Origin of the sequence: Lachnoclostridium sp., assembly GCF_031997925.1 — a bacterium.
Classification (GTDB): Bacteria; Bacillota; Clostridia; order Lachnospirales; family Lachnospiraceae; genus Lachnoclostridium.
Map to the genome: position 1 here is coordinate 16,278 of NZ_DAMADT010000026.1, position 17,909 is coordinate 34,186.

General features: G+C 35.6%; 15 protein-coding genes. 1 reads left to right on the forward strand and 14 read right to left on the reverse strand.

All coding sequences use genetic code 11. The annotated features are described in order from the left end of the window. Positions 1–151: 151 nt before the first annotated feature. The 12 genes from nspC to RTP52_RS15125 form a co-directional block, all read right to left on the reverse strand. The gene (gene nspC / locus RTP52_RS15070) at positions 152–1,291 is read right to left on the reverse strand and encodes a carboxynorspermidine decarboxylase (protein ID WP_312372264.1); all 1,140 of its coding nucleotides are present in this window, start codon (positions 1,289–1,291) and stop codon (positions 152–154) included. A gap of 78 nt (positions 1,292–1,369) precedes the next feature. Next, on the reverse strand, positions 1,370–2,569 hold the full coding sequence (locus RTP52_RS15075) for a saccharopine dehydrogenase family protein (RefSeq protein ID WP_312372266.1): 1,200 nt from the start codon (positions 2,567–2,569) through the stop codon (positions 1,370–1,372). A 226-nt stretch (positions 2,570–2,795) separates the two neighbouring features. Next, entirely contained in the window at positions 2,796–3,671 is an 876-nt protein-coding gene (speB, locus tag RTP52_RS15080; RefSeq protein ID WP_312372267.1) for an agmatinase, read from the reverse strand. After that, complete coding sequence (speE, locus tag RTP52_RS15085) at positions 3,664–4,515, reverse strand: polyamine aminopropyltransferase (RefSeq protein WP_312102398.1); 852 nt, start codon at positions 4,513–4,515, stop codon at positions 3,664–3,666. Before speE ends, speB begins: the two co-directional genes overlap by 8 nt. A 19-nt stretch (positions 4,516–4,534) precedes the next feature. Continuing rightward, the gene (locus RTP52_RS15090; RefSeq protein ID WP_334308316.1) at positions 4,535–5,983 is read right to left on the reverse strand and encodes an aminotransferase class I/II-fold pyridoxal phosphate-dependent enzyme; all 1,449 of its coding nucleotides are present in this window, start codon (positions 5,981–5,983) and stop codon (positions 4,535–4,537) included. Positions 5,984–6,492: 509 nt separating this feature from the next. Continuing rightward, the gene (locus tag RTP52_RS15095; RefSeq protein WP_312372269.1) at positions 6,493–8,682 is read right to left on the reverse strand and encodes an alpha-galactosidase; all 2,190 of its coding nucleotides are present in this window, start codon (positions 8,680–8,682) and stop codon (positions 6,493–6,495) included. A gap of 80 nt (positions 8,683–8,762) precedes the next feature. After that, complete coding sequence (locus RTP52_RS15100) at positions 8,763–9,188, reverse strand: CBS domain-containing protein (RefSeq protein ID WP_312102405.1); 426 nt, start codon at positions 9,186–9,188, stop codon at positions 8,763–8,765. Between the two features lie 428 nt (positions 9,189–9,616). Next, positions 9,617–10,192 (reverse strand): hypothetical protein, encoded by a 576-nt coding sequence (locus tag RTP52_RS15105; RefSeq protein ID WP_312372271.1) that lies wholly within the window; start codon positions 10,190–10,192, stop codon positions 9,617–9,619. 363 nt (positions 10,193–10,555) lie between these two features. Beyond that, positions 10,556–11,002 carry a DUF1893 domain-containing protein gene (locus RTP52_RS15110; RefSeq protein WP_312102409.1) on the reverse strand — a complete coding sequence of 149 codons (447 nt, stop codon included), beginning with the start codon at positions 11,000–11,002 and terminating at the stop codon, positions 10,556–10,558. Beyond that, complete coding sequence (locus RTP52_RS15115; RefSeq protein WP_312372272.1) at positions 10,986–11,528, reverse strand: ECF transporter S component; 543 nt, start codon at positions 11,526–11,528, stop codon at positions 10,986–10,988. The genes RTP52_RS15110 and RTP52_RS15115 overlap by 17 nt, the downstream gene beginning before the upstream one ends. A 2-nt stretch (positions 11,529–11,530) precedes the next feature. Continuing rightward, positions 11,531–12,646, reverse strand: coding sequence for an aldo/keto reductase (locus RTP52_RS15120; RefSeq protein WP_312372273.1), 1,116 nt, complete (start codon positions 12,644–12,646; stop codon positions 11,531–11,533). Between the two features lie 316 nt (positions 12,647–12,962). Next, positions 12,963–13,946, reverse strand: coding sequence for a S8 family peptidase (locus tag RTP52_RS15125; RefSeq protein ID WP_312372274.1), 984 nt, complete (start codon positions 13,944–13,946; stop codon positions 12,963–12,965). 390 nt (positions 13,947–14,336) lie between these two features. On the opposite strand from RTP52_RS15125, the gene RTP52_RS15130 reads away from it, so the two are divergent. Continuing rightward, a complete protein-coding gene (locus RTP52_RS15130) occupies positions 14,337–15,470 on the forward strand; it encodes a peptidoglycan DD-metalloendopeptidase family protein (protein WP_312102419.1) in 1,134 nt (377 codons plus the stop codon). A 257-nt stretch (positions 15,471–15,727) separates the two neighbouring features. On the opposite strand, the gene RTP52_RS15135 is transcribed toward RTP52_RS15130, so the two are convergent. Together RTP52_RS15135 and RTP52_RS15140 are read right to left on the reverse strand one after the other, a co-directional pair. After that, on the reverse strand, positions 15,728–17,452 hold the full coding sequence (locus tag RTP52_RS15135; protein WP_312102421.1) for an ABC transporter ATP-binding protein: 1,725 nt from the start codon (positions 17,450–17,452) through the stop codon (positions 15,728–15,730). A gap of 34 nt (positions 17,453–17,486) precedes the next feature. Further along, positions 17,487–17,909: ATP-binding cassette domain-containing protein (locus RTP52_RS15140; RefSeq protein ID WP_312372275.1), on the reverse strand; the 423-nt coding region annotated here is incomplete at its 5' end.

A 17,909-nucleotide genomic window follows, 5' to 3' on the forward strand; every position in this document is an offset into this window, starting at 1 on the left:
ATATTATAGCATAGTCAAAAGGATAAGTCTACTATATATTGTTTCTTTTTTAGATTCCAATAACTAGATATAGTGGTTTTAAATTTTCTATCTATTCTGAATTATTCTTATGATACGTGTAGTTTTCAGTATTTAAGTGACTAAAAGACTATTATGATAACCTCATTTTAAAGTCTTCATAGCCAAATTGTTTGACAATTACAATTCCTTCTTTTTCTGTGTATGCAATAATAGAAGGTAGGTTAATTCCATTAAATGTATTATTTTTTACCATGCTATAATGAGACATATCGCAGAAGACTAAAATATCCCCTTCCTTTAATGGCTCATCAAATGAATACTCTCCCACAACATCGCCTGCTAGACAGGTTGGTCCTCCAAGGCGGTAAGTATAAGCTTTTTCTCCAGCCTTAGAAGCTCCTATAATTTCTGGGCGATAAGGCATTTCAAGAACGTCAGGCATATGACATTCCGCGGAAGTATCTAATATGACGCATTCTCCATGTTCTCCGCAAACATCTAATACCTTAGTCACCAAATATCCCGTATTTAAGCCAATGGCTTCCCCTGGTTCTAGATAAACTTCTACCCCATAAGTCTCTTTGATATGAAGAATAGAAGAAATCAGACCCTCCACATCATAATCTTCTCTAGTGATATGATGTCCTCCACCAAAGTTTATCCACTTCATCCTTTTTAATAGGAAGCTAAACTTCTCTTCCACGACTTTCAAGGTTCGCACAAGGACATCTGAATTTTGCTCACACATGGTATGAAAATGCAAACCTTCCAATCCTTCTAAATCCTCTTCCTTTATATTATCAAGGATTGTACCTAATCTTGAGCCCTTCGCACAAGGATTATATAATTCAACCTCAATTTCTGAGTATTGTGGATTCACTCTCAATCCACAGCTTACCTTCTTCCCTGATTTTTGAATCACTTCCTTATATTTAAGCCATTGTTTCGGTGTATTAAATACAATATGATCACACAGTGAGATGATTTCCTCCATCTCAGATTCTTGATAAGCAGGATTAAAGATATGCACTTCTCCTCCCATTTCTTCTTTTCCAAGCTTTGCTTCAAATAAGGAGCTAGCTGTAGTTCCTGCCAAGTAAGTACCAATCAACGAATAGTAATAAAACATAGAAAATGCCTTTTGTGCTAATAGTATTTTACAACCAGTTTGGTCCATGATACTCTTTAATAAGGATAAGTTTCGTTTTAGTAACCGCTCCTCTACAACATAGGAGGGGGTTGGAATTTGACTGAAGTCGATCTGTTTCATAAATTACCTCATTTCTGCGCTACTTCTTTTTCTAAAAAAGCTGTTGCAACTATAGAAATTGCAACAGCCCAACTGCCTTTAGTCTACTAATACAGGATTAAAATTTTCTTGCCAAGGAAGTCCAAAGCGATTTAATTCCTCCATAAAAGGATCTGGATTAAACTCTTCGACATTATATACACCTGGTTTCTTCCACTTCCCGGAAAGAACCATCGCTGCACCAATCATCGCAGGAACTCCAGTGGTATACGATATCGCCTGAGATCCCACTTCTTTGTAGCATTCCTGGTGGTCACATACATTATATACATAATAAGTAACTTCTTTTCCATCCTTTACACCCTTAAATATACAGCCAATATTGGTTTTACCCACCGTACGTGGTCCAAGTGTTGCTGGATCAGGTAATACTGCTTTTAAGAACTGAAGCGGTACGATTTGCTTGCCTTCAAACTCGATTGGTTCAATCGAAGTCATGCCGACATTTTCAAGACACTTAAGATGTCTTAAATAACTCTCTCCAAATGTCATAAAGAAACGGATACGCTTAATCCCCTTAATATTAATTGCTAGAGATTCTAACTCCTCATGATGAAGAAGATACATATCTTTTTGTCCAACTTCTTCGAAATCATATACTCTCTTAATCTCCATTGGCTCAGTCTCTACCCAGTTCCCATTCTCCCAATAGCTTCCGTTTGCAGAAACTTCACGGATATTAATCTCAGGATTAAAGTTTGTGGCAAATGGATAACCATGGTCGCCACCGTTGCAGTCTAAGATATCAATCTCATGAATTTCATCAAAATAATGCTTCATCGCATAGGCAGAGAAAACGCCTGTGACACCTGGGTCAAAACCACATCCAAGAACTGCTGTGATACCAGCCTTTTCAAAACGTTCCTTATAGTCCCACTGCCACTTATATTCAAATTTTGCCGTATCCAAAGGTTCATAATTTGCAGTATCAAGATAATCTGTCTTGGTCTCAAGACAGGCATCCATAATAGTTAAATCCTGATATGGAAGTGCAACATTTATCACGATATCCGGCTTATATTCCTTAATTAATGCAACAAGCTCAGGTACGTCATCTGCATCTACTTGTGCAGTCGTAATCTTAGTTTTACCGCCATCTAACTTATTCTTTAGGGCATCACATTTTGATTTCGTTCTGCTTGCAATACAGATATCTGTAAACACATCAGAATTTTGACAACACTTGTTTACAACAACACTTGCTACGCCTCCGGCGCCGATAATTAATGCTCTACTCATTCTAGTTCTCCTTTATCTCTACTAAAATTTACATGAAATCTTTCTTAATTCACCTACACTCAAGGTACCGAGTACATTTTGTGTGAACCTACATTTCTCAAATACTAACTTATAACTAACTTACCTTTTCTTCATTCCGCTTTAATCCAATTGCTATATACAAATTTTTTCTTTTGCTTACTTCTTCAAAGTTTTTCAATCTATTTGCTTAAACTTTTATCACATTCTATTCCAAGTGAAAACGCTTTTTTTCCACTAACATAAGCATCATCTCTCGAAGCAGTTTACATGCCAAAGCTGTGGAAGCTCCACTTTGGTCATATACTGGTGAAAGCTCATTCATATCTGCTGCTACCACCTGTAATCTAGAAACTTTTTGTAAGGCATCAAACAACTGTGTGAAGGTGACACCGCCAGCCTCCGGTGTACCCGTTCCCGGAAATACAGAAGGGTCAAGTACATCCAAATCAACCGTAAGATAAACAGGCACCTGCTTTCTTGCCAATTCATCTACCACAGTATCCAAGGTGTGAAAATCAAATCTACAGGTAGTAATGTGTTCTTTTCCGAATAAAAACTCTTCCCGATCTCCGCTTCGGATTCCAAACTGATAGATTTTTTGATCTCCTACTAACTCATGGCATCTTCTAATCACTGTTGCATGAGATAGTTTTACTCCAAGATAATCCTCTCTTAAATCAGCATGAGCATCAAAGTGTATGATATGCACATTTGGATACTGCTTTACAATCGCCCTCATCGCCCCTAATGTTACTAAGTGTTCTCCACCAATCATGAGTGGAAACTTTCCGTCCTTTAAAACTTTATCAGTAAACTCCTCTATCAAGGAAAGTGGTCTAACAGGATCTCCAAAAGGAAGTTCTAAATCTCCCCCATCAAAGATACGATAATCAGTCAAATCTTTTTCCTGATATGGACTAAAGGTTTCTATTCCATAACTCTCATTTCGAATTGCAGCACTTGCAAATCTTGTACCAGGACGATAAGATGTGGTTCCATCGTATGGAGCTCCAAACAATACCATCTCACTTTCTTCATAGTTAGCATCACAACCTAAAAAGGTATATATGTTTTTATTCATTACTGCCCAACAACTCCTTTACGTAATTTGGTAGATAAAAACACCCTTTGTGCAAATCTGTATTATAATACCTGACAGGCAATTTAAGATCATTCCATTTCCTGTCGTTTAAGTCCTTAATCGGGTCATATTTCTTCGAGGCAAATCCAAATAACCAATGCCCGGATGGATAGGAAGGAATATGACATTGATACACTGTACTTAACGGAAATACAGCTTTTATATGACGGTGTGCTTTTTGTACACTTCCGGAATGCTCATTGTAGAATGGGCTTTCATGCTGATTTATTAAGATTCCGTCATCATGAAGCGCCTTATAGCAGTTTCCGTAGAATTCTCTTGTAAATAAACCTTCTGCAGGCCCGAATGGATCAGCACAGTCAACAATAATTAAATCATATTCATCTTTTTTTCCTCGGACAAAACGTAATCCTTCTTCAAAATGCATCGATACTCTTTTGTCATTTAATTTACAAGCCGTAAAAGGCATATACTCTCTGCATACTTGTACAATTTCTTTATCAACTTCCACCATATCGATATGCTCTATCGTATCGTATTTTGTTAGTTCTCGTATCGTTCCTCCATCTCCTGCTCCAATCACAAGGACATTGCGGATATTCGGATGAACAGCCATAGGAACATGCGTTATCATCTCATGATAGATAAATTCATCTTTTTCTGTTATCATCATTTCCCCATCTAATACAAGTACACGTCCGTATTCGTAGGTTTCGATAATATCGATTCGTTGAAATTCACTTTCTACACTAATTAGCTGCTCTTTCATCTTGATAGAAAAGCGTACATCTTTTGTGTGTTGATCTGTATACCAAAGTTCCATATATTACCTCTTTTCTTCACTACTCAACTACATTGATATTTTCAATCTTCATATCCTGTGTACCAGTCATGAAGCAGCCTTTTTCTTTTGCATATGCGATATGATTTAAAATATCTTCCGTAATGCGTTCTCCCGGTGCAAGAAGTGGTATCCCTGGCGGATAACACATTACAAATTCTCCACAAATCTGCCCGTTACTTTGACTAATTGGCATGGAACGCTTTTTGCTATAAAAAGCTTCCTGTGGTCCCATCACAATTTGTGGATTAATATATTCATGGTCAAACATTCCTGCCTTATCTTTCTCATGAAGTCTCTTTATCTCTGAGAGTGCTGAAATCAAACGTTCTATCTCAAGATTTCGATCCCCGAAAGATATAACAGCCAGAATATTACCAATATCACCAAATTCAATCTGGATTCCGTAATCATCTCTTAGTAAATCATAGACTTCAATTCCTGCTAATCCGATATTTCGTGTATGTATCGAAAGCTTGGTTGTGTCAAATGCATATACGGTATCCCCATCAATCAATTCTTCGCCAAAGGCATAATAGCCTCCAAGTTTATTGATTTCTTCTCGAGCATAAGTTGCAAACTCTATAGTTTTATCAAACATGTACTTACCGTTTAAACTAAGATTCTTTCTTGCGATATCTAGGGATGAAAGAAGTAGATAAGAACCACTCGTAGTCTGTGTAAGGTTAATAACCTGGCGTACATAATCAGCATTCACTGAATTTCTTGTTAGTAAAATTGAACTCTGCGTTAAGGAACCACCTGTTTTATGCATACTTACCGCAGACATGTCAGCCCCTGCTTCCATGGCAGAAACCGGTAGTGAGTCATGAAAATAAAAATGCGTTCCGTGAGCTTCATCCGCTAGTACAAGCATGCCATGCTCATGTGCAATTTTAACAATTTCCCTGAGGTTCGAACATATTCCGTAGTAAGTTGGATTATTTACAAGAACCGCTTTCGCATCCGGATTTTCCAAGATTGCCCGTTTCACATCCTCCACTGACATACCGAGAGGAATTCCAAGCTCTTTATTTGTTCCCGGGTTAATATAAACTGGAATTGCCCCACACACTACTAAAGCATTAATTGCACTTCGGTGTACGTTTCTTGGCATTATAACTTTATCCCCACTTTTACATACAGCCATAATCATGGCCTGAACTGCCTGGGTGGTACCATTCACAATAAAAAATGCTTCGTCTGCACCAAAAGCTTTCGCAGCTAACTCTTGTGCCTCTTTTATGACAGAAACCGGATGACAGAGATTATCCAATGGTTTCATAGAATTCATATCAAGACTTAATGTCGTGTCTCCCAAAAAATGTTTTAACTCTTTATTTCCACGGCCTCCTTTATGGCCAGGCACATCAAAATGCGCCAATCGATTCAGTCTTTGTTCCTCTAAAGCTCTGTGGATAGGGGTATCCTCTTGAGTTAATGCCTTCATACTTCTCATACATCCTTCCTATTGTCTTAACAAAGAATTCCATAAAAATACTTGCTAATTATTTCCATGTTCCGCCATGCGTTGATTTAGTATACATGATGAAAATATTTTTTGCAAGAGTAATATTAAACTCCATTCTTAGTATTACTGTTACTTTAGCCTATGTTTTTTTAGATTTCAAAAAAAGTAGAGGTTTTACTAACTCCTAAATTTACTATTACTATACATAATTTTTCTTTAAAATAAGCTATTTTTATAGTTTCCATAGTAGACTTCAAACTTTTTTAAAAATACTCAAAAAATTTTTTTATTTTTATCAAGATACATAAACTCTAAAAATATATATGAAACATAACTCGGTGAGTTTTTAGCCTATTTTGAAATATAATTAGACAACAATTGTGATTCACCGACCTATAGTGATTTTTAAGAAAACCCTACAAAAAGGAGCTTTTACAAAATATAATTACTTATTTTGCAAAAGCCCCTCATACTAATAAAACACTTTTCTATTCTACACGTATCAGATGGATTAACATAGATTTAAAATCCCCCCAAAGACCAGTAATATCAATTCCAGCCTGCATATACGCATCACCCGTCTGAATGAAATCCGTCCCTTCCCAAATGTAGTTTGCATCTGGATCAAGTCCTTTGAGATAAATCCGATGGGATTGGAAATTAGGACGAGCGAATACCTGCACGTAGGTTACAAGTGCTTCAGACTTATTCTTTGCTACTACCATATAGCAATCTCTGCATGGATCATCAAGAACGGAGGAAATACGATAATAGTCTCCAGTTCGAACGAGATCATTGTATTTATGATATAATGCAACTTGTTCCGGAATCATCTCTTGCTCTTCCTTCGATATTTTCGTTACATCAAGTTCATAACCAAAGGTACCAGCCAAAGCTACATGTCCTCTTGTCTCAAATGGAGTGTTACGACCTACCGTATGATTTGGACAATCACTCACATGAGCACCCATACAGGAAAGCGGATATACCATAGCAGTTCCGCGCTGAATCTTTAAGCGCTCCACGGCATCAGTATCATCGGAGCACCATATTTGTGGACTATAATATAACATTCCAGGGTCAAATCTTGCACCTCCACCGGAACAGTTTTCCAGTAATAAATGAGGAAATTCTATGATTAGTCTCTCCTGTACTTCATATACACCAAGAACATAACGATGATTTAACTCACCTTGATTCTTAGCTTCTAGGGCATAACTTCCAAGGTCACAAAGCGGTCGGTTCATATCCCACTTTACATATTCAATATTGGCGCTATGCAAAATCTTACTAATCCTTTGATAAATAAAGTCACGTACTTCTTTTCTAGAGTAATCAAGAACTAATTGTTGTCTGCTTTGACTAGGTTCTCTTCCTGGAATCTGAATCGCCCAATCCGGATGCATTCGATAGAGATCAGAATCTGGTGAGATCATCTCAGGTTCGATCCAGATACCAAATTTCATTCCAAGCTTATTTACCTCATGAACCAAATATTCTAAACCACCAGGTAACTTTTCTTCATTTACAACCCAATCGCCAAGCGCACAATCATCATTGTTTCTCTTGCCAAACCAGCCATCATCCATTACTAACATCTCTATGCCAAGCCTAGAAGCATTTTTTGCAATATCAAGTAATTTCTCTGTTGTAAAATTAAAATACGTCGCTTCCCAGTTATTAATTAAAATCGGTCTTTTCTTATCTTTGTACTCTCCACGAATTAGGTGATTACGGTAAAGGTCATGAAAAGTTCTTGACATAGTACCAATGCCTTCTGATGAATAAACCATAATTGCTTCGGGTGTAGTAAACTCGTCCTTTGGTTTTAATTCCCACTCAAAATCAACAGGATTAATCCCCATCTGTACCCTTATTAAATCAAATTGATTACGTTCCGTTAACGCTGTAAAGTTTCCGGAGTAAACAAAATTAACACCATATGCTTCACCAGCATCCTCAGTCGTATTTTTCCCAATAACAGCTAGAAATGGATGTTCCTGATGTCCAGATTCACCACGAATACTAGATACACCTTGAGTACCATGCCCTATATCTCTTCGTTCTATCTGCCTCTCTCGTGCCCAAGACCCATGTAGCGTAATCATTTCATACCCCTTATCTGGTAAATCAAGGGATAGGGACAATGCCTTCGTAAGCATAATGGAATCATTTGACTCATTTTTTATTCTAATATTCCTTGCTATTGCATCAACATATTCAAACACTGTATAAGAGAGCACTATTTCAAGATTTAAACGCTTATCCTCACCTATAATTTCAAGTGTTGTACAACTATCCTCTTTTCCAAAGGTAGCAGGTAAACCAGGCAGTTTTGGTTTTCCAGGGTAAATTTGATGACTTTTATATGTAATACCAACCGCACGATGTCCGGAAACGGTTTTAACCTCTAATGCCGACTGTCTAAAATCTCCGATTCCATGAGTTGGATATTCCTGAGGAAATGAATCCATAAAAGAGACCCGATCTCTGTTTTTACGGGATGGAATTGGTCCCATAAGTATCTGTTTCCAAAAAGCTAAATTTGTATCTTTCAATTTCTTACCATAGTACACATGACCAATAAATCTTTCCTCATCAATGAGGCCAATCATGTAAGTCGTATTCAGGGTGTCAAGTTTAAAAATACATTCCTGCTCAGAATATGTAATTCCCATAATATCCTCCTGAATGATATGTATTTAGAAAGCCTAAAAATCAGGCTTTCTAATGCCTTCAAATCTACAGTTTTATTTTATTATTGTTTTGCCTTCAAAGAGTTGGGTATCATTGCTTCTGTACAATACTGCATAATTGCCTTTCTGGTTACAATACCAATGAATCTGTCATCATCATCTAATACTGGAACAAAATTTTGATTCTTTACCAAATCAACCAATTCCTCAATCTTTTTGTCTGCCCCTACCGCACAATGGTTCTTTCTACGAACAATTTGTTTAATTTTTACCTTATTAAAGTTTTCAGGGTCTTCTTCCCTATGTTCCAATACATACCATAAAAGATCCCCTTCTGTCACTGTTCCAATATATTTCCCATTCTTATCTATCATTGGTATAGCAGAATAACCGCGCTCCCTTAACGTCTCAAGCGCCTGTCTTACTGTAAACGTATCAAAGATATACGCTACCTCAATTTTGGGGGTTAAGAAGAATAGTATATTCATCGTATAGCTTCCTCCTGCTTGTCTTACATCACCATGATTATAGCACTTATTAGGAAAACAGTAAAGGAAACTATCCTGTCTAAATTCTTAAATATCCTGTCTAAATTCTTAAAAAATAGAAAAATGTAAGTACTAACATCTGTATTTTTTTAAAGAATAGGATAGTTATTATTAATACAAGAAAACGGGATCAAACCCTAGGAAACCTCTGATTTGTCCCGCTTATAAATAGTTGTCTGTTATATAGATTTTAAGCGTTTCTTTATTTTTTGTATCATTTTTTTGTATCATATTTTTTTTTGTATCATATTTTCTTTTGAATCATATTCACTTTGTCTCTATAAATATTTTCTTAAGTATTTATATTTTCTTATGTATTTATATTTTCTTATGTTTCTATATTTTATGTTTCTATATTTTCTTAGTGCCTATATTCTTTTTACTAATTTGTAATATTGTTCAGCAACAATTCTTCCAATAATAGCTAACGCTAAGCTTATATACACTGTTATATTAAAATGTAATTGTATAGCAGCATAACCACTTTTTACATTAAAGAATGGATCAATAATATTTAAAATTAGAACTGAGGATACTAATCCGATAATAATTGTAGTGAAAGCTCTTCTACAACTCTCCCCATGTCTCCACTCAAATTTCAACTTTAATCCCGTTACAAAACTAGATATTGAGAGTATTATACCAACCAGATAGAATATTAATGGAATTGCCCCCATAACAACGAATGAGCTACCGTCTGCAGTTTCTTTGTAAATTTTATAGAGTAGTTTCCAAGAGTCCCATATATAATATTGCGTGTGACCTTCAACAATACCTGCTTGATGGTATAAATCAATATAAACTAGCTTGAACATCATTATGATAGGAGTAACTATGGATAAAACTAATAATACATAATAGATTTTGTCTAATGTCTTCATACTTGGCGCTTTTCTGTCATTACTTAAGTTATTCCACTCATCATCTTTGTTCCTTTTTGACATTGCAATTCCTCCAATCTACCTTTTCATTTCATGTAAACGCTTACATGCATATTATACATAATTTTTAATGAATTTACAATATATTTATTACATATCAACAATCTTATTTACAGCATTTCATTTTCTTTCCATTTCATTGTACAAAACATCTAAATATTTTTTTTTCCTATCCTAATGTTATTAAAGAAGATAAAACCTATTTGAGAATAGATAATGATAATAAGAATAATAAGGAAAGGACGAGCTTTATATTCCAAATGCACTCTTTTGCTACAAATGGAATATTAAGTTCGTCCCTTATTCATGACAAGGAAAAGCTCGAGGAGCGTACTTTTTCTTGCTTCTCTTTCTTGTTTCTCTATCTTATTTCATATTTTGTGCTTGCATGGCTGCCTGCATTTTCTTTATCTTTTCCTGTAATAATTCATATGCAATCTTTGTATCAGTAACATCTAATACAGTCTCTTCCATAGGACACATTCCATCTCCGGAACGATTCACAATGTAAGGAACTAATTCCTGATACTCATATTCAATGTTAGCCTTTTGCAAGCATTCCGTTGCATGTTCACTGATTACCTCTGCATGAAGATAGGATATCCCTCCCTCAATTAGCAACAGAGCTGCAGCTTTACCAATTACTTTATCTGCAACATAAGCACCACGAAGTAATTCTCTATTTTCTTTTAGAAGCTCCATAATTGGAGCTATCCCTCTTTTTTCTGAAGTAGACCATTCCCCTTCTTTATATAAAACGAAAGAATAGCCCCCTTCCTTTAACTTTTCTGTAATTTTATCTTTCTGATCCATAAAATAAACCACTCTTTCTACCTTGATAAACAATTGGAGGTATCAGTACTAATTGTATAAGAATTCCCGGTATACCTTGTATTGTTGCATTTACTGCTGCAATCGGTCCCAACATCTGAAGATGCAATAACTTAGTTGCAACGAACAAAGATAACGCATAAACTGCTCTTCCTGCTATCATCGAGGTCACTAAGGATAGGTAAATTCTAATAAGAGGTTTTTTTATCCTTAAGTTACGATAACATAATCCAGCTACGAATCCATAAACTGCTAATTCTAGCACCATAAATGGCAATCTTTGCATTGGTGGCATTCCAGTTAGTAAAGAACTAAGTGCAGGTGTTAACCCACCTACAATTATCCCCCACCATGGTCCCATAAAGAAACCACAAAGTAGTACAGATATATGCATAGGTAATAATACACTACCAGTATTACCTATCGGTATAAAATGAAATGCTTGTGGTATTATAACTCCTAAGATTAAAAATACCGCACTATACACAAGTTGTTTTGTTTTGGTCAAAATTATTCTCCTTCAAAGCATGTCGCTACTTTTTTCATTACATCACTAATTGGTATTGCCTGTGGGCATACCTGTTCACACTTTTTACAACTTCTACAGGAATCTGCCTTGATTTCTATTTCCACATATACTTCTTTTGCAGCATTCATTCCTTTCGACACAGTTGCGTTATATGCTTCAAATGTTTTTGGTATATCTAATCCAAATGGACAAGGCATACAATAAGCACATTTTGTACATGATACAAGTGCCATGGTATCATAAATACGTTTTGCATCAACATACATCTCTCTTTGTTCATCGGTTAGCATACCAATCTTAGACCTGCTTGCATATTCTATGTTATCCGTTGTTTGCTTCATTGTGCTCATACCACTTAATAATAAGCTTACTTCTTTACGATCCCATAAAAAGTCCAAAGCCCATTCCACTGGTGTTTTTTCTTTATTTAACACTTCTAAAACATTCTGTGGAGGGTTTGCAAGTTTTCCACCAAGCAAAGGTTCCATAACAATAACTGCAAGCCCCTTAGAAGCCGCATATTCCATTCCTTCTATCGTTGCTTGGTTATGAATATCAATGTAATTCATTTGAATTTGACAAAAATCCCAGGAATCATAACTATCCATTATGCTTAAAAAAGCTTCTGCATTATCATGAAAAGAAAATCCTATGTAGCGTATTTTTCCCTCTACTTTAGCCTGCTCCATCTTTTTAATTAAATCAAATTTTTGAACAACATTTTCAAATCGTTCTTTTCCAATTGCATGCAATAGATAAAAATCAATCGTCTCCACTTGTAATTTACTTAATTGTTCGTCTAAGATTCGATCAAAATCCTCTGGACATTTAATTTCCCAAACCGGGCACTTTGAAGCTAGATATGTCTTCTCACGATAACCATCCTTAAGCGCCTTACCTACTAATACTTCACTCATGCCTTGATGATAAGGATAAGCAGTATCTACATAATTAACCCCCTCATCAATCGCATGGCGTATCATTTGAATCGCTTCTTCTTCATGAATTGTACCATCTTCTAGTACAGGAAGTCTCATAGTGCCAAATCCAAGCGCTGAAACCTTAACCCCTGTATTCCCCATCCTTCTATATTCCATGTGTACCTCCAATCTAGCGCATTACTTTTGCGCAATATGTTATTCTTCTTTTACGACTTTTAAAACGAAATGGCTTTGCAAAGCCCCCATTGATGATAAATAAAAAAGCCAAACACTAAGACTCAAAAGAAGATTTTCTACTTCTTATTGTAAGTCTTAGAGTTGGCTCTAAGTCAAGTACTTTTTCATGATGAAATGTAAAATGCAAAGTTAAAGGTAAATTGTTAAATGAAAAACTTAATTTACGATTGCAAGACTAAATTCATAATGTAAAACTAAATTCCTTTGTAATGAAGTTAGTCTTGCACGAACTTTTCTATGCCTTTAATAAATTCTCAATATCTAAAAGCCCCCAGCCCTGTTTACTCTGTGGTTCTCCAAGATTAATGCAACTATCTCGTATCTTAATCTTTACTTCCTTTGGTGTCAGATTTGGCTTTACTGATAATAGCAAAGCAATTGCTCCACTAACAATTGGAGTTGCCATACTGGTTCCACTTTTTTCAGTATAGAAATTCCCATATCGCTCCCTACTACCCTTTATAGCTGCAGAAAAGTGATTTGTATTTAATGCACGAAACCTATCTGACCCATAAGATCTTGCAAGCGCACAACTCATAATATTACTTGCTGGTGCAACGATATCTGGCTTTTTAATGCATTCAAAAGTTGGGCCTCTACCAGAGTAATTTTTCGCACGATTTCCCATTAAGTCAACTTCAATATTATCATCTGACGCACCTACGGTAATAATTTTTTTACTGCTCCCAGGAACTGCAACACTGCCTAAATTTGGTCCACCATTTCCAGCTGCTGCTACCACGACAATTCCGCTATCCCAGACATTTTCAACTGCTTGAATTAAATTTCTGCCATCCTGACTAATTTCTTTGTTGCCCATACCAAAAGATAAGTTTACAATTCGGATACCAAGCTCCACCTTATGCTTCACAATCCAGTCGAGTGCTATGAGTACATCTGATATATTGCCATCACCTTTGTAATTTAAGGTTTTTGTCATAATCAGATTACAGTTTGGTGCCACTCCTATATATTTTCCACCAGAGGCATAACCACTCCCTCCGATAATTCCTGCGACATGAGTTCCATGACCACAGTCGTCATACATTCCATTCCTCTGGTGAATAAAGTCTTTAAAATAAATTTTACGATTACAATTTTTTAAAAAATCCGGATGCTGACATATCCCAGTATCTACAATTGCTACCCCTATCCCGGTTCCGTATATTCTACGATCATGAGCGTACTTTAGCCGAATGGTCCTGCTCGCTAGGTCCATTGCTATCTCCATGCTATAAGGATTAGGGAAATACTCCCTTATATTCTATGATTACATTCTCTATTATCTTATTCGCAATCTTTTATTCGGCTACTCCTATCACAGAAGTTATTGAGTAATACCTATAATTTAGAAAGACTAAATCCTATCATATGTTAAATTACATATCATCTTTTGTAACAAATAAAGTTTCAAAACTCCCTATCTGTAGGATACACTTTATCACTTTGTTACAATTATTTTCCTTTCCTTATACTTTCTCTGTTCAAAATGTTGACAACATATTATTAATTTGTTATAATTCGTCTATAAGACGTAATAATTCTGTAATATTTAATACATCAACTACCATCTAAGACTATTTCAGATGGATAACTTTGGAGGATCACAATGAAAAAAAGAGTCATTATGCAAGCAACAACCTTGTTTATTGGACTATTTTTATGGAACCAGGCTACAATGGTAGCGAGCGCTAAAGATACTAGCTCAGCCAAAATAAATACTGAAAACACATTATCCGGAGGCGGTATCGGTGGTATGTCAATGGTAATTGACAATTACTATGATGCTAGATTATCGGAAACCGGAATTTCGATAAATAATGTAACTACAACAATTTTAGTAGGAGGCGAGCCACTCGCTCCAAAAGAATTTCCACCAATTCAATTTCAAGGACTCGCGATTGCAAATGTAGATGATTATGTTAACATACGTTCTGGAGCTTCTTCTGATTCAAGTCTTGCAGGCCGTCTATATCGTGGTTCTGCAGCAACTATAGTAGGAGTGGAAGGCGATTGGACAAAAATTGTATCCGGAAAAGTAGAAGGTTATATTAAGAGTGATTACTTATCCACTGGTGATAATGCTGTAAAATTAGCACAGAAATGTTACGTACAATATGCTCAAGCTACTTGTACTACTTTAAATGTACGTACAGCTCCTTCCGAAAACAGCCCTCGACTTGGACAAATCGCCAAAGGCGAAAAGCTTGAAATCTTAGAAATACTTGATGAGTGGGTTAAAGTTGATTATAACGAAACGGATGCTTACGTAAGTAAGAGTTATGTAGATTTTGTTTATAATTTCAAATATGCGAAATCTATGGATGAAATCAAAACAGACATCAACTGTATGATTTGGCCATTACCATCAGACCACAATATTTACGCGTATTATGGATACCGTAAAGCTCCAACTGCTGGTGCTAGCACCTACCATAAAGGTCTTGATATCGGTGGCGCTTATGGTTCTTCCATCGTATCAGTACTTGCTGGTCGTGTTGTAGGAACTGGCTATAACAGTACGTCAGGACGTTATGTTGAGATTGACCATGGTAATGGTGTTGAGACAAGATACCTACACTGTTCCAAAATACTTGTGAATGTTGGAGACTACGTTGATCAGGGACAAACGATTGCTTTGGTTGGTTCTACTGGAGTTTCAACAGGTCCACACTTACACTTTAGTTTATTACTCAATGGTAATAATGTGAATCCTTATCCATATTTAAAATCCGTTCATTAATTAGAATTAATCGATATGATGCATAGAGTTAGTAAACACCTAACTTTACTATAGAAACAATATACTTTGAATTTAATTATATTCAAAATGTGCACTTCAGTTTGAAGTGCACATTTTTTGTTTATTATTTTAAGTAATTATATTATTATAAAATATAAAGTGTTGGAGTACGAATTTTTATCAACTGACTCATATTAATTATAGAACTATTTTTTTGTGACCTAATATTCTATAAATTTTTAAACATACATTTTGAATTAACTAGAATAATTGATTGCTTGTGAATGAAACAATTTATAATACAAGCTATCTTGTTTCTCCATTAATTTCGTATGACTATCATAATCAGATATCACACCACCATCGATTACTAAAATTTTATCACAAAAAACACTGCTTGACATTCGATGTGAGATATAAAGAGCTGTTTTGTCACCCACCAAGTGATTAAAATTCTCATAGATTTCAGCTTCAGCAAGTGGATCAAGAGCACTGGTAGGTTCATCAAGTATAATTAGTGATGCTTCTTTATTAAGAGCTCTCGCAATGGCAACTTTTTGACTTTCACCACCGGACATTTCAATTCCTTCTTCATCATAAGACTTTCCAAAAAGAGATTTTATACCATTTGGTAATGTCTTCACTTTTTCTGTTAGTCCAACTTTATCTAATAATTCAGAAGCTTGCTTAATATCCTCTTGTGGTTCTTTGCACGTAATGTTCTCCTCCATTGTAAAGGCAAACAAACGATAGTCTTGAAAAACAGCAGCCATACTTTTCATATAACTTCTATGCTCATATTCAAAGATATCATGACCATTGATAAATATCTTTCCTTCTGTAGGGCGGTATAATCTGCAAAGTAATTTGATTAATGTTGTTTTCCCAGCACCATTTAATCCAACTATCGATATCTTTTCACCTTTATTAATTTCAAAACTAATATCCTTTAATACCTGTTTCTCACTACCAGGATACTTAAATGTAACATGTTCAAATCGAATAGTTTCCACATTACCTTCGAAAGGCAAATCTCCTCCAACCTTTTCTTCCTCAGGTAATTCCATAAACTCCATAAATGGATGTAAATAACTTAAGTATTGAGTTACGCTCATTACTTGTTCTCCCAAAGTCGAAACCGAGGATGTAAATTTTATGGCTGCAGATACATACATCGTAAAGGAACCTATACCAATCCTTGATCCAAACCAGTTAGTGATTACTCGTAATCCAACATAACCATAAACAAGAGCTGCTTGTAAATCATTGATAATGCTTAGAAAACCTCCATAGTTTCCTCCTGCAGTATGAAACTTCGTAAACCATTCGTTTATTTCATCATTATATTGTCTAACACGTTTTGTTAACATTGGGCTCATTCCATAAAGTCTGATATCCTTTTGCAATTTATTATCGTATGCTAACCCTACATAGTATCCATACTTACGATTCACTGGAATAATCTCACTAAAGAAGGTTTGCTGATACTTCATAAATTTCTTTTGTGCTACAAAGGTGATAACAATTGTAATAAGCAAAAATAGAACTAAAACTAAGCTCAAAGAAAACATGACTACTAAAAGACCAATTAATGTTACTATGCTGTTAAATAACTTGCCAACACTGAGAATAAGATTCTCCATCGCTGATTGATTATTCGATGCAAATACTGCTCTTTCTTTTAAGTCCAAATAATAAGGATTTTCTAAGTACGAGTATTCTACTTTCATAATCTTTTCTGACATCAGGTGATTCATCATTTCTCTCATGTAGATTCCTTTTTCGTCCATCACCCGCTTCATTGTCATGGTTAACCAGGCAAAGAAAAAATTCGCTAACACGATAATTGCACCAAATAAAAGTAAGCGTTCATTTTGTCTTGCACCAAGCAATTCATCAATTAAGAATTTTGGTAAAATGACATTGATTAATATCTGTCCACTCGAAGCCAATGTACTAAACAACAGTAGCACAATATACATAGGCGAGATCTTCCAAGATAGTTTAAAAAACATTTTAAAACACTTCGCTGAGTTCATCTATCATAGTCGAGAAGTCTTTATCTCGACTTTCCCTCCCTTCTGTATAGTACTTACCTTGCACAGAAAACATATGATTATATAATCCACCTAATTTCATCAACTCTTCGTGATTACCATATTCCTTTAATCCATCTTTATCAAAAAGTGCGATTTTATCACAGAACTTTGTGCTGGCAAGACGGTGTGATATATAGACTGCTGTCTTTCCCTTGACTAATTCACTAAAATTTTCGTAGATTTCAGCTTCGGCAAGCGCATCCAGTGCCGCTGTTGGCTCATCCATGATGACCATAGCACTATCCTTATACAAAGCCCTCGCTATGGCAAGTTTTTGACTCTGACCACCCGAAAACTCCGTTCCGTCTGCCTCAATGATCTTTAACATCATTTGCTCTCG